The organism is Pseudolabrys sp. FHR47 (assembly GCF_005153485.1).
Taxonomy (GTDB): Bacteria; Pseudomonadota; Alphaproteobacteria; order Rhizobiales; family Xanthobacteraceae; genus Pseudolabrys.
The window spans coordinates 1,684,414-1,703,851 of record NZ_CP039740.1; the positions used below are offsets into that span (position 1 = coordinate 1,684,414).

A 19,438-nucleotide genomic window follows, 5' to 3' on the forward strand; every position below is an offset into this window, starting at 1 on the left:
TCATGAAGATATGCGTCGCCGGTGAAGGCGCCTTCGGCAACAAGCATCTGGACGCCCTCGCCAAAATCGACGGCGTCGAGGTTGCATCTCTGGTCGGGGGCGTGGCGCCGGCGACCGAAGAGGTGGCGAAGAAGTACAACATTCCGCACTGGACGCTCGATCTCGCCGAAGGCATGGCGCAGCCGGGCATCGAAGCCGTCATCCTGACGACGCCGACGCCGATCCACGCGCGACAGGCCGAGCAGGCGATGCGCGCCGGCAAGCATGTGCTGGTCGAAATTCCGATGGCCGACAACATCGCCGACGCCGAGCGGCTGGTGAAGCTGCAAAAAGAAACCGGCCTCGTGGCCATGGTTGGCCATGTGCGACGTTTCAATCCGAGCCATCAATGGGTACATCGGAAGATGGCGGCCGGGGAGCTGAAGCTGCAGCAGTTCAACGCCACGACTTATTTCTTCCGCCGCACCAACCTCAATGCGCTCGGCCAGCCGCGCAGCTGGACCGATCATCTGCTGTGGCATCACGCCTGCCACGCGGTCGATCTGTTCCTGTGGCAGACCGGCGAGGTGCCGGTCGAAGCACAGGCCGTGCAGGGCCCGCTTCATCCCGAGCTCGGCATCGCCATGGACATGGGGCTCCAGCTCAAGTCGGCGTCGGGCGCGATCTTCACGCTGTCGCTGTCGTTCAACAATAACGGGCCGCTCGGCTCCTTCTATCGCTATATTTGCGATAACGGCACCTACATCGCCCGTTATGACGAACTGGTCGATGGTTACGAGAAGCCCGTCGATCTGTCCGGCATCGGCGTCTCGCTCAACGGTGTCGAACTGGAAGATCGCGAATTCATTGCCGCGATCCGCGAAAAACGCGAGCCGGAATCGTCGGTGGCCAAATGCCTGCCGACCATGCGTGTGCTAGACCGGCTGGAGCGGCAGCTTACCGGGGCGCACGCGGCCGCGGCGGAGTGACGGGCGAACCGCGGCGACGCCGTATCGAAGAGTCAGAAAATAGTCCTTGACTCTTATTCCTAGGACATTATAGGCTTCCTCCGTCCTTTCCGGCCGGGGGCGCTGTCATGAGGCGTCGTTTCAGTGGGAGCAGGGCGCGGTGCCCGCGGGCTTGAGGAAACGCACCTCAGGCGCTCAGGCGCTCAGGCGCTCGGGCGGCGACGGGGCACGCGCAAACAAGTTTACGCAGTTTGCGCAAAAGCAAACTGCTATGCCGGAGGCACTATGACCTCCCGCGAGGAACTCGCTGATGGTGAGCGCTACCCGCGAAAGCGGATCAGCCGCCAGAAGCGCGGCCCGTCATCGTAACGACACCGCGATGGAGCGCCGCGGGGCGCAGGTTCTCCGCGTTATGGAGAACCGCGCACCGCAAGGTGCGAAATCGAAAGAGCGCCTCGCGGCGCTCCATCCCCTCGGCTTGTCCGAGGGAGGGAAGGGAAGGCGGGCCGCCCCGGGCCTTCAAAGAACAGGGGCGATGCCGCGCGTCTGCTGTTTGAATATTGAATCGGCGAAACACGACAGCGCGGCTTGCGCGCTTGCGGTCGTCTCTGCGCGCCATGAATGCGAGCCGCTCAAACTGATGCACGTCCTGTTCGTTCTTCAGCAGCGCGCCGTGCAGTGGCGGGATCAGTTTCTTCGGATCGCGCTCGCGCGTCGCCTCGATTAAGGCCGATACTCGAAGATGTCGCCGGGCTGGCAATCGAGCACGGCGCAGATGCGCGCGAGCGTATCAAAGCGGACGCCTTTGACTTTCCCGGACTTCAACAGAGAGACATTTTGCTCTGTGATGCCGATGCGCTCGGCGAGTTCCTTCGAGCGCATCTTGCGACGCGCCAGCATGACATCGAGATTGACCACGATCGGCATGGCGCGCCTCAGATGAACCCGGCGTTTTCCTCGGCGAGGCGGGCCGCCTCGCGCATGACCGCGGCGACCGCGACCAGTACGCCGCCCACGATCAGCGCCAGATAGTCGTTGATCGACAAGGTAAGCACCAAGAAGCGTTGGCCTGGCGGATTGGCGAGCGACAGCGCCATGGCGAGCGCGGTGGCGGTCAGCGGGCCGAGCGGCGCCTGCGCCAGCACTGCAACACCGAACAGTTGCAGCCGCCGCGCCGCGCCGACGGTGAAAGCGCGGCCCGCCGCGAAGTCGCGAAACAACGCGCGTACGTGCCACAGCCCCCACACCATCACGCCGATGGGCACGACCATGATGGCGGCTACTGCGATCACCTGATTGGGGCCGAGCGGCAGCGTCGCGCCGATCTCGCCGAGCCGCGCCAGCAGCAGATTGCGGGTCCAACTCGGAATGACGAAAACGAACGCCATCAGCACGACGATCAGCACAATGCCGGCCGTCGTCAGCCAGGCCATGGTGCCCGACAGGCGGATGAGCTTTTCCGTATGGGACGGCGCGAGGGACACAGACACTGTAAGCCTCATGGCTTGATTTCGATATTTAATTATCGTATAACGATAATATATTAGTGTCAAGAGAGGTCTTCTTCATGCGTTGCCTTGTCCTTCGCCGCCCTGCGGCCGCACTCGCCCTGGTCGCAGCCGTTGTGCTCGCCGGCTGCGGCCACATGCCGGTGACCTCCATGGTCAAGCTCTCGCAAATCGACTTCCAGACGACCGATCCGGAGAAGCTGCGGGTCGCGGTCAAGCTGCCACGCGCGCTGAAGGCGCGTGCCGACGGCACCGTCATGCGGATCGTCGTGAAGCTTACGAATGGCGACGAAGAAGCACGCGATTTTGCCTTGTCGGCCGCAACCGACGATGAGGTCGCGGCGCTTGCCACCGAGGGCGACGCGGGATCGGAGATGTTCGCTTTCGCCATCGCCAAGAACGACATCGCCCAGCTTCGCATTTTCCGAACCGGGCTCCTACAGAGGAAGAAGAGCGGGTCGGGCGGATCGCTGACGATCTCGGTGCGTCCGAACGTCTGCCGCAATGAGTCGCTGGCGGGCGGACCGGTGTTGTTCACGACCTATCTCAAGACCGCCGAGACCGACAGCTACGTGCCGCTGGCGCGCGATGTCGATCTGAGGACATTCGATACGAATCGCGATCTCGCGGCGCTGATCCCGGCGTGCGAAAAGATTTAGCGTCCCTCGCGCCTCGTCATAAACGCAAGCCGCTCGAACAAATGCACATCCTGTTCGTTCTTCAGGAGCGCGCCGTGCAGGGGCGGGATCAGCTTCTTCGGATCGCGCTCGCGCAAGGTCTCCGGGCCGATATCCTCGACCATCAGCAGCTTGAGCCAGTCGAGCAGTTCCGAGGTCGACGGCTTCTTCTTGATGCCGGGCACGTCGCGGATGTCATAGAACAGCTTCAGCGCCTCGCTCACCAGCCGTTGCTTGATGCCGGGATAATGCACCTCGACAATGGCCGCCATCGTCTCCGGATCGGGAAAGCGGATGTAGTGGAAGAAACAGCGGCGCAGGAAGGCGTCCGGCAGTTCCTTCTCGTTGTTCGAAGTGATGATGACGATCGGGCGGCGACGCGCCTTCACGGTCTCGCCGGTCTCGTAGACGTAGAACTCCATGCGGTCGAGTTCGAGCAGCAGGTCGTTCGGGAACTCAATGTCGGCCTTGTCGATCTCGTCGATCAGCAGGACAGGGCGCTCATCGGACGCGAAGGCATCCCACAGTTTGCCGCGCTTGATGTAGTTGCGGATGTCCTTGACGCGCTCGTCGCCGAGCTGGCTGTCGCGCAGGCGCGAGACGGCGTCGTATTCATAGAGGCCCTGCTGCGCCTTGGTGGTCGATTTGACGTGCCACTCCAGCATCGGCGCGCCGAGCGCCTTGGCAACCTCGATGGCCAGCACCGATTTGCCGGTGCCGGGCTCGCCCTTGACCAGCAGCGGGCGCTCCAGCGCGATCGCGGCATTCACCGCCACTTTCAGGTCGTCGGTCGCCACATAGGCGGAAGTGCCTTCAAAACGCATGGATTTCCTCGTCTTTGCAACGCGACACTAGGCATGGCGACGGGCGCGGGCAAGCCGATTTGCCGGGCAGGGCAGGATCGTCTGACGCAGCCGTGATGGCCGGGTGATGGCGCGTGGAATGGCAGACGGGATAAAATTGACTATGTATCGGTGCGGAAAGTTCATCCGAGGATAGGTTCGACAATGACAACAACAACCGAGAACACCATCGACTTCAAATCCCTTTCCGATGCCGAGTGGAGGAAGCGTCTCACGCCCGACCAGTATCGGGTGCTGCGCCAGCATGGCACCGAGCGCCCCGGCTCCTGCGCCCTCAATCACGAAAAGCGCGCCGGCACCTTCGTCTGTGCGGGATGCGGGCAGCCGCTGTTCAAGTCCCACGAGAAGTTCGAGAGCGGCACCGGCTGGCCGAGCTTCACCGATCCGCTGCCCGGCTCCGTCGAGACCAAGGACGACTACTCGCACCTGATGCATCGTACCGAGGTGCATTGCAGCCGCTGTCTCGGCCATCTCGGCCACGTCTTTCCGGACGGGCCGCCGCCGAGCGGGCTGCGCTACTGCATGAATGGCGTCGCGATGGATTTCAAACCGGCCGGCGAACAGGGCTCCTGACAGGCGCGGCAGGCGCTCTCCGACCAGACACTATCCAAGAGGGCGACCCGCCCCCGGCCGCCGCCGGGTGGGACTTTCTGATACGGACAAGTCCACCATTCCAGGCGGAAAATTTTGCCGGAACCGGCAAAACAGGCCGCCTCGGCAGGGCGTCAATTCATAATATCTATCTGATAGATATAGATTTTTTCCTTGGCATGGCGATTGCCAAGTCCTTCCCGAGATCGTGTGCGCTAGGGCCCGGAGCGGGCGGCGGCACGACCGTGGAGAAGGACAGTCATGGGTATCTTCGGCGCACTCACCACCGCTGTGACGGGCATGCAGGCTCAGGCCTTCGCCCTCCAGAACGTCTCGGGCAACATCGCCAACTCGCAGACCACGGCGTTCAAGCGAACCGACACCAGTTTCGCCGACCTGCTGCAGGATAACATCCCGTCGAAGCAGATCGCCGGCAACACAGTCGCCCAATCGCGCCAGACCAACACGGTGCAGGGCGACGTGCAGAACGCCTCGGTGCCGACCTTCATGGCTATCAATGGCGGCGGCTTCTTCGTCGTGCAAAAGCCCGACAGCTTCGCCGACGGCCGCCCGAACTTCTCCGGCGTCGATCTCTACACCCGCCGCGGTGACTTCACGCTCGACCAGAACGGCTATCTGGTGAACGGCGCCGGCTATTATCTGATGGGCATCCCGGTCGATGCGACCACCGGCAACCTCGCCGGCAGCGTGCCGGAGATGCTGCAGTTCCAGAACGGCTTCCTGCCGGCGACCGCCACCACCGAACTCAACTACCGCGCCAACTTGCCGGCCTACCCGAAGACCGTGAGTGCCGACGCGGCGGTGCCGGGCTCCGAACTGCTCAATCCGGCGAACTATAGCGCCAATCCGGTCAACGGCGCGCCGACGGTCGCCAAGCTGATCGGTTACGGCGCGACGATCTCGCCGGACGCGGCGGCGGTGCTCACCGGCTCGGCTGCTTTGACCTCGCTGTCGTCGGTTGGCGGCACACTTGAAATCAACGGCACGCCGATCACCATCAACGCCGGTGACAACGCCGCGGCCGTGGCGGCGGCGATCAATCTGCAAACCGGCACCACGGGTGTCGGCGCGACGATCGACAGCAACAACAATCTGGTTCTGACCACCGTCGACGCTGAAACCAACATCGCCATCGGTGGTGGTTCGACCCTCGCGATCCTGACGGAGCTCGGCCTGTCAGTCGGCACGACCAATGCGACCAACCTGATCACGCAGGGCATCGCCGCGGACGGCCAGACCCTGACATTCAAGGTTGGCTCTGCTGCGACGCTCACCGTGACCTTCGGCGCCGGCAACGTCATGACGCTGGCCGATTTGAACGTTGCGCTGGCCGGCCTCGCCGGCGGCACGGCATCGGCCGACCCGGCGACCGGCAATATCACCGTGGCGGCGGCTTCCAACACCGACACCATCACGGTCGGCGGCACGGCGACAGCGCGCAACTTCGGTATCCGGACGTCGTCGGCATTGCCATCGAACAGCACTGTGGTGGCGCAGGACCAGTCGACCTTCCTCAACGAGAGCATCGCCGGCGGTGCCGTTACCGCTTACGACGTCGCCGGTTCGGCGGTGAACGTCCAGATACGCTGGGCCAAGGTCGACTCGAGCGCGCTCGGCACTGGGCACGCCGACAAATGGAACATGTTCTATCAGGTCGATACCGGCGCCACCGGCACCGAAACGGCATGGCAAAACACGGGTGTCGACTACACCTTTTCGGCCAACGGCTCGCTGTCGCCTTCGATCAATGCCGTCACGCTCAATAACGTCACGGTCAATGGCGTCAGTCTTGGTACAGTTCGAATTGTCCACTCGACCGGCGGCGTCACTCAGTATTCGGACTCCAACGGCTCGGTGAAGGTCAACCAGTTCGAACAGAACGGTTTCGGCGCCGGTGAACTGCAGTCGATCGCGGTCAGCGACAAGGGCCGTATCGTCGGCACCTACTCTAACGGCCGTACGGTCGATCTCGCGGAAGTGACTCTGGCCAACTTTTCCGGCGCCAACGGCCTGAAGAAGCTCGACGGCGGCGCTTTCGGCGCCACAGCCGAGTCCGGCACGCCGACCTACGGAGCGGCGGGCAAGATCATCGGCTCTTCGCTCGAAGGCTCCAACACGGACATTGCCGATGAGTTCACCAAGCTGATCATCACGCAGCAGGCCTACTCGGCCAATACCAAGGTCATCACGACGACGAACACGATGATCCAGGACCTGCTGAACGTCATCCGCTAGCGGATTCAAAGGTGGTTAGGAACGGCGGCCGGCCATGAGTCTGTCACAGGCGCTGATCTCCTCGATCGCGGGGTTGAACACCACGCAGTCCAACCTCGCTCTGGTGTCGGCGAACGTCGCCAATGCCGGAACGCCAGGCTACGTCCGCAAGACGCCGAACCAGATTGCCACCGCCGCGAACGGCACGGCGGTGGGCGTTCGCACTGTCTCGGTGCAGCGCGAACTCGACACCTATGTGCAGAAGCAGTTGCGGGTGGAGAACTCGGGCGCGAGCTACGCGACGATCCGCGCTCAGTTCTACAGTCAATTGCAGAGCGTCTACGGCGCGCCCGGCTCGGAAACGGCGCTGGACACCGTGTACAATAACTTCACGTCGTCGCTGCAGACGCTTGCCTCGAGTCCGGACGACTCTTCGGCGCAGGCCGGCGTGGTTAGTACGGCCCGGCTGCTTGCCGAGCAGCTCAATTCGATGACCAATCAGATTCAGTCGCTGCGCAGCGCGGCTGAACTGGGGTTGTCGGACTCCGTCGATCAAGCCAACGACGCGATGCAGCACATCGCGGCCATCAATGCCCAGCTCTCTGGCGTCAGCGTCATCGATTCATCGGCCGCGCTGCTGCTCGATCAGCGCGACGCCTATATCGACAAGTTGTCGCAGCTTATGGACATCAACGTCGTCACCGGCGATCGAAATCAGGTGACGGTCTTCACCAATTCCGGCGTGCAGCTTGTCAGCCGGACGGCGTCCGTGCTCGGGTTCGATACCGCCGGCACGGTGTCGGCGAACACGTTGTGGAGCGCCGATTCCGACAAGCGCGGCGTCGGCACGCTGACGCTCACCTCGGCCAACGGCAGCACCGTTGACCTGATACAGACCAACGCCATCCGCTCCGGCAAGATCGCCGGCTATCTGCAAATGCGCGACCAGGATCTGGTGCAGGCGCAGAATCAACTCGACGCCTTCGCCGCGACGATGGCGAGCGCGCTGTCCAATACGACCGCGTCGGGAACGGCGGTCACCTCGGGCCCGCAGAGCGGCTTCGACATCGACATCAGTGGGCTGTCGTCGGGCAATACCATCACTATCAACTATTCCGACGGGTTGACCAATACGCCGCGGACGCTGACTCTGGTGCGGGTCGACGACCCCAGCGCGTTGCCACTGTCGAACGACGTTACCGCTAATCCGAACGACCGGGTGGTCGGCATCGACTTCTCCAGTGGCATGACTACGGTTTTCGGACAGATCGCCTCGGCGATCAGTTCAACCGGCATGGCCGCCTCGAATCCGTCGGGTACGACGCTGCGCATTCTCGATGACGGCGCTGGCAATATCGTCAACGTCAACGGCGTGACGACGACCAAGACCGCCACGACGATGGCCAACGGCACAAGTCAGTTGCCGTTCTTCACCGACGGCACATCAATCTATTCCGGTGCGATCGACGGCGTCGGATCGCAGATCACAGGGTTAGCCGGCCGCATTTCGGTCAACGTGTCTCTGATAGCCGATCCTTCCGCGCTTGTGAAATATGCATCCGGCGTCGCGTCCGGCGATACGACGCGACCAGACTTCATGTATCAGCAACTGACAAGTGCCAGCCAGTTGTTTCCGCCAGGCACCGGAATCGGCACGACGGGTGCGCCGTTTTCGGGCTCGATGTCGACTTATCTGCGCCAGGTGATCAGCCTGCAGGGCCAGAACGCCGACGCGGCGTCCAATCTCAAGCAAGGCCAGGATGTCGTCCTGAATGCGCTTCAGCAGCGCTACGACGACGCCGCCAGCGTCAATGTCGACCAGGAGATGGCCAATCTTCTGACGTTGCAGAACGCCTATGCCGCGAACGCTCGCGTCATGTCCGTGGTCAAGGACATGCTCGATCTACTGATGCAATTGTGAGGCTGAAATGACGGTGGCATCAATCAACGGTCGTTCGACACAGATGCTGCAGTCGCTGGTGAGTCTGCGCGCGCAGCTCGACGATCTCACGCAACAGATCAGCACGGGCAAGAAGTCGGACACCTTTGCCGGTCTTGGTGTCCAGCGTGGGGTATCCATCACCTTGCGTTCCCAGCTTTCGGCCATCGAAAGCTATGACGCTACCGGCCAAACAGCTACGACGCGCATTAATCTTGCCCAGACTGCGCTGAGCAGTATGGCGAAGGTTGTGAGCAATACGAAATCGGCGATGTTCCAGGCGACCAATGTTGCCGGAGTTGGCGGTGCGAGCCAGGTGCAAACCACCGCCAAGTATTCGCTGGACGAGCTGTCGGGTCTTCTCAACACGCAGGTCGGCGGCCGCTACGTCTTTGGCGGAAGGCAGACGGACAGTGCGCCGGTCGAATCAGCCGATCACATCCTCAACGGCGACGGTACCCGCGCCGGTCTTGTGCAGATCATTAGTGAACGCCGGCAGGCCGATTTGGGCTCGGATGGCCTCGGCCGCCTCGACATCACCAATCCGACATTATCGTCGCTCAATGTTGCCGAGGACGCGGTGTCGCCGTTCGGCTTCAAGCTGGCGTCCGTTTCATCGAATCTTACCAACGCCGTCGTCAACGGGCCGACCGGTTCGCCGGCCAGTCTGGACATCAACCTCGGCAGCGGCAATCCCAACGAGGGCGAAAGTCTGACGGTGCGTTTCACGATGCCTGACGGCACCACCGGTAGTGTGACTTTGACGGCGACGACGGACTCGCCTGCAGGCCCCAACCAGTTCACGATCGGAACGCTGCCGAGTGATACTACGGCCAACCTGACGACTGCGTTGACGTCGGCGATCGAGACGCTCGGCAGTACAGCATTGACGGCGGCCTCGGCGGTGCAGGCTTCCAACGAGTTCTTCGATGCCGACGCCAGTAATCCACCCGTGCGCGTCGACGGACCGCCTTTTGACACGGCCACCGCGACCCGGACCGGCTCCTCGGCTGATACGGTGATCTGGTACACCGGCGACGCCGGCAGCGATCCTGCGCGCCAGACCGCGACGGCGCTCGTCGATCCGTCGTTATCGGTCGGCTATGGCGTGCGCGCCAACGAGCAGGGCCTGCGCGCCGTGATGCAGAATGTAGCGACGCTGGCCGCGGTCACTATCTCGTCGACCACGCCAAATGGCGTCGATCTGAGCCAGGAACTGAACGCGCGGTTGACGGAAGGCCTCAACGGCCGGCCAGGCGAGCAGACTCTGTCGGATGTCACGACGGATCTTGCGACTGCGCAGGTTTCGATCAATGCCGCAAAATCTCGGCATACGCAGCAGAACACCACGCTTCAAGAATTCCTGACCCAAATCGAAGGTGTCAACGACACCGAGGTCGGCGCCGAGATTCTTGCCCTTCAAACGCGCCTACAGGCCAGCATGCAGGTGACCTCCATGGTGTACCAGATGAGCCTCGTGAATTACCTCAATTAGACGGAGCAATAAGGTCCGCCAATTCCGAACGACGACGCGCGAAATGAAAAAAGCCGCGGCCTTTGCCGCGGCTTTTTTTTGAATTGAGTTCGGCTGGTCAGGCCCGGGCGAGCAACCCGGCGGCGAGTTCGCGGTTGATATTGATCAGCGAGCCGAGCTTTTCCGGGCGGGGATCGTTCATCAGATCCACGGTCTGCTTCATGACGAAGATGCCGATATTGGCGACGTTCTGACGGACCGCGGGCGGCAGCGGATTCTCAGGGCGGGTCACCGTGGCCATCAGGACAGACCAGAGTTTGCGGTTGTTGAGCAGCGCGGCGTCAAGTTCGATACGCTTGGCATCCCAGGAGTCACGGACGGCGGCAAGTTGCTGCGCCGCATATAAAAGCTTATCGGCCTCCATCTCGCGGGGCGTGGCCACCTGCTTTGCCACCTTGCCGTACGCTTGCGCCGCTTGCATCATTCATTAGCTCCTGCTCGTACTGAATCAACTGTCGGGCCTGCTTCAGAGCTTTGTAAAGGTCGCCCGTTAAGATATGATTATTGATATTCTCTATTTGCGGCCAAGTACTTGGCGCGGCCTGGACAATGTCTCGGACCAGCGCGAAATAGGTCGCGTGCTGCTCGCTGGGCTCCCGCGACGTATACATTAGTAAGATCGACAGATAGATGCGTTTGGCTGGGGTGTCGGCCTGATCCGACGTCATGATGTCCTTTTCGCGGATGATCGGCACCTTGCCATCGATCAGAAAGGTCGCCCGCCGGTCCGAATTGGTAATGACGCACTCTCCGATGAGGATGCGCTCGCCGGGCTTGAGTTCGACTTTGAGGGCCATTGGGTCCGAATCCACGTTGTGCTGTGCGGTATTATAGCGTCAGGAATAGGCGCCGTGTGGCATGTCGAAAAGAAAAAGGCGGGGCCGAACCCCCGCCTTTCGCCAAATCAAGAATGAGGCGGTTACTGGAACAGCGACAGCACCGCCTGGTCGGCCTGAGCGGACAGCGATAGGGCCGTCGTGGATAGCGACTGACGGGTCTGCAGGGCGAGCAGGTTGGCGCCTTCCTCGTTGGTGTCGGCGAGGACGAGGTTGTCCGCGCCGGTCTGCAGGGTGTTGATCATCGCCTTGGTGAAGTCCTGGCGGTTCTGCACGGTCGAGAGGTTCAAGCCGAAGGCCGACCCCTGCGAGCGGAGCGTTGCCAATGACGTCGTCAGGTTGAGGACTATGTTGTTGATCGAATCGTTCGAGTCGAAGTCCGAGTTCTGTGCGACGTTGATATTGAGGCTGGTCGCCGAAATGATCAGCGGATTGCCGTTCTCATCCCTTGCCTGAATGTTGATGTTGGACGAGCCGTTCTCGTTCAGCATCAGCCGCAGGTTGTCGCCCGACAGCAGGTTAATGCCGTTGTAGGACGCATCGGTGGCGTACTTGTTGAGTTGGTCGCGCAGTGTGTTGAACTGCTGCACGAGGCCCTTGCGGACGTTGTTTCCGGCAATTGTCCGGGTGCCGGCGCCACCGTCGATTGCGGTCGTGGTCGCACCGGTGAGCGTCAGGTCGGTCAATGACAGATTGGTGATGCGCAGGGTGCCGCTATCGTTGATGGCCTTCACCTTGCCGGTCAGACCGGGGTCGGCGTTGATCGCCGCGACGAGCTGGTCGACGGTTTTGACGCCGGCGGTGCCGGTTGCCGTGCCGGTGTTGGTGAGGGTAGCGCCGAACAGCGACGTAGCGTCGGCCCCACCCAGCGTCAGCGTGGTGCCCTCCGCCGTGATTTCACGGATGCCCAGAGAGCCGCTGTTGTCGAAGGCTTCAAACTTGCTGCCCGCTGTGGTGAGCTGTGCGTTGATGCTGGTGATTGCAGCAGCAAGACCGGTGCCGGCCGCCACGGTTACAGTCGCGCCGTTGACGGTGAATTCGTAGGGATCGGCCGGGATACCGTAGGCCGTCTGCGGGGTCGCGCCGAGGCCGAGGCCCGAGGTGTTGTTGGCAACAGCGCCGTTGACCGTCTGTGTCGTCGTGCCCAGGCCCATATTCGCGGTCGTCGCGCCGCCGCCTGACGCCTGGTTGCTGATAATGACGCTATTGGCGCCGTCGGCACGGCCGGTGATGGTGATGCCCGACGATCCGTTGACGGTCACGGTGTATTCGCCCGCGCCATAAGCCGTGTCCAACTGCGACTGGATCGACGCGGCGGCGTTGGCGACATTGTTGCCGGTCGCGTTGTTCAGCGAGATCGCGGTCGTCGAGGTGCCGTTGTTAAAGTCAAAGGTGTAGGTTTCGCCGACGCCCAGGCCAGTATAGGCGGCGCCCGCGAAGGTCGCCTGTGTCGCCGCTGCGCCCGAGCCGTTCTGGTTGCTGATATTGACGTCGTTGGTGCCGTCGGCCTTGCCGATGATCGAGAAGCCGTCACCAGCGATATTCGAGCCGACGGTGAACGAGCCGACACCAAAGCGGGCGTCGAGCTGGGCCTGGATCGAGGTTTTGGCATGGGCCAGCGTGTCACCCGACTGTGTGCCAGTGGCCGAGCTGGTCAGGTTGATGTCCTGGCCGTTGACCTTGAACGTATAGGTCGACGCGCCCGACAGGCCGTAGAACGGGCCGCTCTGGACCGAGGCCGGGTTGGCGACGCTCGGAGCGAGGTAGGCGGCTGCGGTCGACAGGGTCGACTGGGTGCCGGCGGTGGTGATGCTGTTGACCGGAATGTTGACAGTACCGGTGACGGCGCCGCCCGTGAACGACAGGTTCTTCACCGTGGCGGTGCCGATCGTCGTCGCGTCGATCGTATAGGCAGCGCTCTGCCAGGACGAGTCCTGGCGCGCCTGGTTCAGCGCCGATTGCATCGACTGCACGGTCGCCGTGATCGAGGTCAGACCGTTATTGGCGGCCTGGATGGTCTGAATGCCGTTCGACATCGAGTCGAGCAGCGAATTCAGATCGCCGGCGCGGCTCTGCAGCGATTGCGACGTGAAGAAGTTGATCGGGTTGTCGAGGGCCGAGTTGACCTTCTTGCCGGTGGCAAGGCGGTTCTGGGTGGTCTGCATCAGCTGCGCTGTGTTCTGCAGCGAGAGCAGGTTCGCCCGCACGCCGGCGGACAGGGTGATGCCATTGGCCATGTCTAATCTCTTAGTTTGTCGTTCTGACGTTGGAACACGAAGCGGCTTACGGCAGCGCTCGCATCGAGCAACGCGGACAAACCTGGCCGCCTAAGATTTCTTAACGATTTCTCCTTAATAGAAGATTAACCATAAACATATGATTAACCATGTTTTCGGGGATGCATGGCGCGATTGCGACATGCTGTCGTTGGGCAGGCCGGACCCAAGGCCGTTGGCCCAAAAGAAAACGGCGGGGCCGAAGCCCCGCCGTTCCGCCAAATCGTGGATGTAGCTATTCGGCTTAGCCGAAGAGCGACAGCACCGCCTGGTCGGCCTGGGCGGACAGCGACAGCGCCGTGGTGGACAGCGACTGACGGGTCTGCAGGGCGAGCAGGTTGGCACCTTCCTCGTTGGTGTCGGCGAGGACGAGGTTGTCCGCACCGGTCTGGAGGGTGTTGATCATCGCCTTGGTGAAGTCCTGGCGGTTCTGCACGGTCGACAGGTTCGAACCGAACGACGAACCCTGGGAACGCAGCGTCGACAGCGACGTGGTGAGCGTCGAGAGCACCGAGTTGATCGCGGTGTTCGAGTCGAAGTTCGCGTTCTGGGCAGCGCTGATGTTCAGGTTCGTCGAGTTGATCGTCAGAACGTTGCCGTTGGCGTCCTTGGCCTGGATGTTGATGGTCGAGGACCCGGTTTCGTTCAGCGTCAGCTTGAGGTTATCGCCGGACAGCAGGTTGATGCCGTTGTAGGAGGCATCGGTCGCGTACTTGTCGAGCTGGTCGCGCAGGTTGTTGAACTGCTGCACGAGGCCCTTACGCACGGTGTTGCCGGAGATGGTCTGCGTGTTCGCACCGCCCGTACCACCGTTGACCTGGGTCGAGGTGGCGCCGACGACCGAGAGATCGGTCAGCGACAGGTTGGTGATGCGCAGGCTGCCGTTGTCGTTCGAGGCCTTCACCTTGCCGGTCAGGCCGGCGTCGGCGTTGATCGCCGCCACGAGCTGGTCGACGGTCTTGACCGCCGCGGTGCCCGCCGCCGTACCGGTGTTGGTGAGGGTGGCGCCGAACAGCGCGGTGGCGTCGGTGCCGCCGATGGTCAGCGTGGTGCCGCCAGCCGCGATTTCACGGATGCCGAGCGAGCCGCTGTTGTCGAAGGCTTCGAACGCGCTACCGGCCGTCGTCAGCTGGCCGTTGATGCTGGTGATCGCAGCAGCAAGACCGGTGCCGGCGGCAACGGTAACCGAGGTGCCGTTGACGGTGAAGTCATACGGATCGGCCGGGGTGCCGTAGCTGGTCGTCGTGGTCGAACCCAGGCCCAGGCCCGAGGTGTTGTTGGCCACGGCGCCGTTGCTGGTCTGAGTGGTCGTGCCGAGGCCGATACCGGTCGCAGTCGCGCCACCACCGTTGTCAACCGCAGCCTGGTTGCTGATGATCACACTGTTCGTGCCGTTAGCCCGACCGGTGATGGTGATACCGGTGGTGCCGCTGACCGTGAAGGCGCCGGCGCCGTAGGCGGTGTCCAACTGCGACTGGATGGCAGCGCGAGCCGTCGCGGCGCTGGCACCCTGAGCCGTCGTGAGGGTGATCGCCGTGGTGCTCGTGCCGTCATTGAAGTCGAACGAGTAGGTGTCGGTGCCGGTCAGAGCGGTAAACGCACCACCCGCGAAGGTCGCCTGCGTCGCCGCAGCACCCGTACCAGCCTGGTTGCTGATGACGACGTCGTTGGTGCCGTCGGCCTTGCCGGTGATCGAGAAGCCGTCACCCGCGGTGTTGGCACCGACAGTGAACGAGCCGGCGCCGAAGCGGGCGTCGAGCTGAGCCTGGATCGAGGTCTTGGCGTGGGCCAGCGTGTCACCCGACTGGGTGCCCGTGGTAGCCGAGGTCAGGGTGATGTCCTGCCCGTTGACCTTGAACGTGTAGGTCGAAGCGCCGACCAGACCGTAGTAGGTGCCGCTTTCCGTCGACGCCGGGTCGGCGACGCTCGGCGCGAGGTAAGCCGACGAGGTCGACAAGGTCGACTGGGTGCCGGCGGTAGCGATGCTGTTCACGGCGATGTTCACGGTGCCGGTGACGGCGCCGCCCGAGAACGACAGATTCTTCACCGAGCCGGTGCCGATCGTGGTGGAGTCGATCGAGTACGAGGCGGACTGCCAGGACGAGTCCTGGAGAGCCTGGTTCAGGGTCGACTGCATCGACTGCACGGTGTTGGTGATCGAGGTCAGACCGTTGTTCGCGGCCTGGATGGTCTGAATGCCGTTCGACATCGAGTCGAGCAACGAGTTCAGATCGCCGGCGCGGCTCTGCAGCGACTGCGACGTGAAGAAGTTGATCGGGTTGTCGAGGGCGGAGTTGACCTTCTTGCCGGTGGCAAGGCGGTTCTGGGTGGTCTGCATCAACTGCGCGGTGTTCTGCAGCGAGAGCAGGTTCGCCCGCACGCCGGCGGACAAAGTGATACCGTTAGCCATATTAAATCAACCTTTCTGGTTTGCCATTCTGGCGGTCGAGCGCAAGCCGCCTTTCGGGCGGCATGAGCGTCAAAATCGACCCTCGCACGAAGTGCGTAACGGATCGTAAAAGTCGCTGGTTAACCGGCTATGGCGCCAGAAAATCAATGCAAAGTCGGATGCCGTGTTTGTTCACGGCCCGATAACCTGTCTTAAAAAAATGCGTAGCTACCGGCCGCGAATGTGCGGCCAAATCAGAGCGATCGCGGGTTGTTTGAAAACTACAGCGACCGGCTGACGGACAGCGGCTGGGCGGCGCTCGGCGGCGGCTGATTGGCTCGGCCATTGGCCCCGTAAGTCGAGGGCGCCTGTTTGCGGGCCAACTCTCCCGAAACACCGCGAATGATGCCTTCCGACACCGCATGCGCGGTCGCCAGCACCGTCAGGTTTGTCTGCAGGAGATGACGAAACGACTCGTGGCGCGCCTGCAGGTGCTCGAACGCACCCGGTAACGAAGCTGAAACCATTTTGGCCGACGCCCGCATCCTCTCACTTTCCGCCGCGAAGATCCGAGCCAGTTCGAGCTTTTCGTCATCGAGTTCGATCGCGGCGCGCAGCTGTCCGGCGCGGACTCGCGCGGTTTCTTCGCTGACCAGCGTTTCCAGCCGGTCCATGATTGCGTTGAGACGGGCGATGGCGTGCTCGGACTCCTCGGCCGATTTGAACGGCGACGGCTTCGGGGCGGGAGTGACGGTGCGAAACGGATGCGTCACGAGCGGATCTCCTGTTGGGCGAGCAGGGTGCTGTAGACCTGTTTGGCGATGCCGACACCGCCGGCCTTGGCGAAGCTCTTGGCGTATTCGTCGGTCAGGAACGAGCGCCACACGCCGCCGGCGCCGGACCCACCGAACGGGCCTTCGCCGTCGATGCCGGTGAACATGTCCTGGAACATGCTGTTGAGAAACACGGCCTCGAAGTCTTCCGACGACTTCTTCGCGCGAGCCTTTATCTGCTCGGGCGTGAACCCATAGGCCGACTTGGCTTTGGCGACGGTTGCCTGGCTCTTGATTAGGTCAGTGGCCGACTGGCCGGGGAGGGGAAGCGAGATGCCGCCGAGAGCGCTCATCACATCACCTCGATGTCGGCCTGGATGGCGCCGGACGACTTGATCGCCTGCAGGATGGCGATCATGTCGCGCGGGCCGATGCCGAGGGCATTGAGGCCGTCCACCAGTTGCTGCAGCGAAATGCCGTCATGCACGACGGCGAGCTGCTTGCCGGTTTCCTGCACGCCGATCCGGGTGCGCGGTACGACCACGGTCTGCGCGCCGCGCGGCGCGAAGGGATTAGGCTGGCTGACCTGCGGCGTCTCGGTGATAGTGACGGTGAGGTTGCCTTGGGCGACCGCGACCATAGAGACGCGCACGTCGCGGCCCATGACGATAATGCCGGAGCGCTCGTCGATGACGATCTTGGCCGCCGTGTCGGGATCAATCTGCAACTGCTCGATCTCGGTGAGCAGCGAGATGACATTGCCCTTGTACTGGTTCGGCACGGTGATGCCGACCGTGCCGGGATCGAGCGACTCGGCGGTCGGTACGCCGATATAATCGTTGATTGCCGAGGCGATGCGCTTGGCAGTCGTGAAGTCGGGATTGCGAAGCGCCATGCGCAACTGATTCTGACGATTGAGATTGAAGTCGATCTCGCGCTCGATCAGCGCGCCATTGGCAATGCGACCGACGGTCGGCACACCGCGCACGATCTTGGCGGCTTCGCCCTCGGCCTGGAAACCACCGATGGCGAGCGAGCCCTGTGCGACCGCATAGACGTTGCCATCAGCACCGAGCAGCGGTGTGACCAGTAGCAGGCCGCCCTGCAGGCTCTTGGCATCGCCGAGCGACGAGACGGTGACGTCGATGCGGGTGCCTTGCGTGGAAAAGGCCGGCAGGTTGGCGGTGACCATTACCGCGGCGACATTGCCGGTACGCAAGGTCTGACCGCGGATATTGACGCCGAGGCGTTCCAGCATCGCCTGCAGCGACTGCTTTGTGAAAGGGATATTGTTGAGCGTGTCGCCTGAACCGTTGAGGCCGACCACCAGGCCATAGCCGATGAGCTGGTTCTGCCGGACGCCTTCGATATTGGCGAGGTCCTTGATGCGCGACGTCGCCCCGGCGGATGCCAGGGTGAACAGGCTCAAGAGTGCCGCCACGAAGGCGGTTCGGAACGTCGGCGTCATCACTGCTCCCCAATGTGACGTTTGACTTGCAAGCAGCAATGCGAAGGGCGTGCCAAAGCCGCGCGAATGACTAAGCCTCTGAGATCGGGTTGTTTTTAGTTCTCACGGCGGCCTCCGGGAATGTCTTTAACCCGGCAGTAACCGTCCCTCCCGGCAAAAACTGCCGGGGCGTTTACGGCCCATTAACCATGAGCGGCGCAGGTTCAATGGCGTAGCGGGGCGTTTTGCGTCGTAGCGCGAGCGGGGAGCGCTCGCGTCATCATCGGGACCACCAAGGCGCCATGCGCATCACCGGATCGAACGCGGCCTCGCTGTCGGCTACACCCACCGCCGCGCGGCGTGCGGGAGCTGGCGGCACCTTCAGCCTCTCTGGCTTCGAGCCGGCCTCAACGCCCGCGCCTGCCACTGCGCTGCGGTCGGTCGCTGGCCTGGATAGCCTGCTGGCGCTGCAGGGTGTCGAGGATCCGACGGAGAAGAGGAAGCGAGCGGTCGCCAGGGGCCGTACGGCACTCGATGTGCTCGACGAACTTAAACTCGGCATGATCGGCGGCTCGCTCGATACCTCCACCATTGCCCGCCTCAAGGTGGCAGCCGAGGGCCTGACCGACGGCACCGGTGATCCGGGACTCGACGGGGTCATGGCGGAAATCGACCTCAGGGTGGCCGTCGAACTCGCGAAAGTCGGCCGCCGCTAGCCGTGGTGGTAACCACCGTCTGCCCGCCTTTCGCACAAGTCATTGAACATTCACAATATTCTGGCAGTCCACCGGGGCTGCGAGGATATTGTCGCGTCCCGTTGGGCGGTATATAAGCCAGCGCACTCGGGAGGGGACTTCTCGCGGCAGAAGACAAAGCGGCGCAAAAAACGGCCGGACACTAGCGGTCAAGAAGAACACGATGGGAGTCGGTGGGATGTTGGCGAAAGTGAAGCCTTATCGGCCGTCCGATAAGGAGCCGTTTATGAATGAGCGTCAGCGCGAATACTTTCGCGCGAAGCTGTTGCAATGGCGCGAGGATATCCTGAAGGAGGCCAAGGAGACACTCCAGCACCTCCAGGAAGAAAACCAGAATCACCCGGACCTGGCCGATCGGGCCTCGTCCGAAACCGATCGCTCCATCGAGCTGCGGGCTCGCGACCGGCAGCGCAAGCTGATCTCCAAGATCGACGAGGCGCTGGCCCGAATCGAGGACGGCACCTACGGCTACTGCGAGGAGACCGGTGAGCCGATCTCACTGCGTCGTCTCGAGGCTCGGCCGATTGCGACTTTGTCGGTTGAAGCGCAGGAGCGCCATGAGCGCCGCGAAAAGGTCTATCGCGACGACTGAGCGAAGCGCGCAGGAATGGACATGACGAGCGGCCGGGGCCAGAGCCTCGGCCGTTTGCGTTTCGGCGGACAGCGCG

At 62.6% G+C, this 19,438-nt stretch carries 18 protein-coding genes and 1 pseudogene; 8 read left to right on the forward strand and 11 right to left on the reverse strand.

The genetic code is table 11. From position 1 onward, the window contains the following. The first annotated feature begins 2 nt into the window (after positions 1-2). Positions 3-968, forward strand: a complete 966-nt coding sequence (locus E8Q40_RS08260; protein ID WP_137043931.1) for a Gfo/Idh/MocA family oxidoreductase — start codon at positions 3-5, stop codon at positions 966-968. 583 nt (positions 969-1,551) lie between these two features. Here E8Q40_RS08260 and E8Q40_RS08265 read toward each other — a convergent pair. From E8Q40_RS08265 to E8Q40_RS08275, 3 genes and pseudogenes are all read right to left on the reverse strand, one after another. Further along, positions 1,552-1,671 (reverse strand): annotated as a pseudogene (locus E8Q40_RS08265) (ATP-binding protein); the annotation flags it as partial. Further along, positions 1,671-1,874 (reverse strand): helix-turn-helix transcriptional regulator, encoded by a 204-nt coding sequence (locus tag E8Q40_RS08270; protein WP_137043932.1) that lies wholly within the window; start codon positions 1,872-1,874, stop codon positions 1,671-1,673. The pseudogene E8Q40_RS08265 and the gene E8Q40_RS08270, both read right to left, overlap by 1 nt. 8 nt (positions 1,875-1,882) lie before the next feature. Next, positions 1,883-2,437 (reverse strand): DUF2975 domain-containing protein, encoded by a 555-nt coding sequence (locus tag E8Q40_RS08275; RefSeq protein WP_246663037.1) that lies wholly within the window; start codon positions 2,435-2,437, stop codon positions 1,883-1,885. Positions 2,438-2,514: 77 nt separating this feature from the next. On the opposite strand from E8Q40_RS08275, the gene E8Q40_RS08280 reads away from it, so the two are divergent. Continuing rightward, positions 2,515-3,114: a hypothetical protein gene (locus E8Q40_RS08280; protein ID WP_137043934.1), complete on the forward strand. Its 600-nt coding sequence runs from the start codon at positions 2,515-2,517 to the stop codon at positions 3,112-3,114. On the opposite strand, the gene E8Q40_RS08285 is transcribed toward E8Q40_RS08280, so the two are convergent. Beyond that, positions 3,111-3,956 carry a MoxR family ATPase gene (locus E8Q40_RS08285; protein ID WP_137043935.1) on the reverse strand — a complete coding sequence of 282 codons (846 nt, stop codon included), beginning with the start codon at positions 3,954-3,956 and terminating at the stop codon, positions 3,111-3,113. The two genes, E8Q40_RS08280 and E8Q40_RS08285, sit on opposite strands and share 4 nt — an antisense overlap. A gap of 183 nt (positions 3,957-4,139) precedes the next feature. Between E8Q40_RS08285 and msrB the strand changes: the two genes are divergently transcribed. The 4 genes from msrB to E8Q40_RS08305 all read left to right on the forward strand — a co-directional run bounded on the left by msrB (position 4,140) and on the right by E8Q40_RS08305 (position 10,255). Beyond that, the gene (gene msrB / locus E8Q40_RS08290) at positions 4,140-4,568 is read left to right on the forward strand and encodes a peptide-methionine (R)-S-oxide reductase MsrB (RefSeq protein WP_137043936.1); all 429 of its coding nucleotides are present in this window, start codon (positions 4,140-4,142) and stop codon (positions 4,566-4,568) included. A gap of 279 nt (positions 4,569-4,847) precedes the next feature. Continuing rightward, the gene (locus E8Q40_RS08295; RefSeq protein ID WP_137043937.1) at positions 4,848-6,842 is read left to right on the forward strand and encodes a flagellar hook-basal body complex protein; all 1,995 of its coding nucleotides are present in this window, start codon (positions 4,848-4,850) and stop codon (positions 6,840-6,842) included. Between the two features lie 34 nt (positions 6,843-6,876). Beyond that, on the forward strand, positions 6,877-8,742 hold the full coding sequence (flgK, locus tag E8Q40_RS08300) for a flagellar hook-associated protein FlgK (protein ID WP_205995731.1): 1,866 nt from the start codon (positions 6,877-6,879) through the stop codon (positions 8,740-8,742). 7 nt (positions 8,743-8,749) lie between these two features. After that, positions 8,750-10,255 carry a flagellar biosynthesis protein FlgL gene (locus tag E8Q40_RS08305; RefSeq protein ID WP_137043938.1) on the forward strand — a complete coding sequence of 502 codons (1,506 nt, stop codon included), beginning with the start codon at positions 8,750-8,752 and terminating at the stop codon, positions 10,253-10,255. A gap of 97 nt (positions 10,256-10,352) precedes the next feature. On the opposite strand, the gene flaF is transcribed toward E8Q40_RS08305, so the two are convergent. The 7 genes from flaF to E8Q40_RS08340 form a co-directional block, all read right to left on the reverse strand. After that, a complete protein-coding gene (gene flaF, locus E8Q40_RS08310) occupies positions 10,353-10,676 on the reverse strand; it encodes a flagellar biosynthesis regulator FlaF (protein ID WP_370455237.1) in 324 nt (107 codons plus the stop codon). Next, positions 10,645-11,091: a flagellar biosynthesis repressor FlbT gene (flbT, locus tag E8Q40_RS08315; RefSeq protein WP_137043940.1), complete on the reverse strand. Its 447-nt coding sequence runs from the start codon at positions 11,089-11,091 to the stop codon at positions 10,645-10,647. Before flbT ends, flaF begins: the two co-directional genes overlap by 32 nt. Positions 11,092-11,213: 122 nt before the next feature. Then, positions 11,214-13,367, reverse strand: a complete 2,154-nt coding sequence (locus E8Q40_RS08320; RefSeq protein WP_137043941.1) for a flagellin — start codon at positions 13,365-13,367, stop codon at positions 11,214-11,216. A 283-nt stretch (positions 13,368-13,650) separates the two neighbouring features. Continuing rightward, positions 13,651-15,816, reverse strand: a complete 2,166-nt coding sequence (locus E8Q40_RS08325; protein WP_137043942.1) for a flagellin — start codon at positions 15,814-15,816, stop codon at positions 13,651-13,653. A gap of 260 nt (positions 15,817-16,076) precedes the next feature. Then, a complete protein-coding gene (locus E8Q40_RS08330; RefSeq protein ID WP_137043943.1) occupies positions 16,077-16,568 on the reverse strand; it encodes a hypothetical protein in 492 nt (163 codons plus the stop codon). Continuing rightward, positions 16,565-16,921, reverse strand: a complete 357-nt coding sequence (gene flgJ / locus E8Q40_RS08335; protein WP_137043944.1) for a flagellar assembly peptidoglycan hydrolase FlgJ — start codon at positions 16,919-16,921, stop codon at positions 16,565-16,567. Before flgJ ends, E8Q40_RS08330 begins: the two co-directional genes overlap by 4 nt. Then, a complete protein-coding gene (locus tag E8Q40_RS08340) occupies positions 16,921-18,036 on the reverse strand; it encodes a flagellar basal body P-ring protein FlgI (protein WP_137043945.1) in 1,116 nt (371 codons plus the stop codon). The genes flgJ and E8Q40_RS08340 overlap by 1 nt, the downstream gene beginning before the upstream one ends. A 281-nt stretch (positions 18,037-18,317) precedes the next feature. Here E8Q40_RS08340 and E8Q40_RS08345 point away from each other — a divergent pair, with 281 nt between their 5' ends. Together E8Q40_RS08345 and dksA are read left to right on the forward strand one after the other, a co-directional pair. Further along, entirely contained in the window at positions 18,318-18,731 is a 414-nt protein-coding gene (locus E8Q40_RS08345) for a flagellar assembly protein FliX (protein WP_137043946.1), read from the forward strand. A 217-nt stretch (positions 18,732-18,948) separates the two neighbouring features. Further along, positions 18,949-19,362 (forward strand): RNA polymerase-binding protein DksA, encoded by a 414-nt coding sequence (gene dksA / locus E8Q40_RS08350; protein ID WP_137043947.1) that lies wholly within the window; start codon positions 18,949-18,951, stop codon positions 19,360-19,362. Positions 19,363-19,438 lie beyond the last annotated feature (76 nt).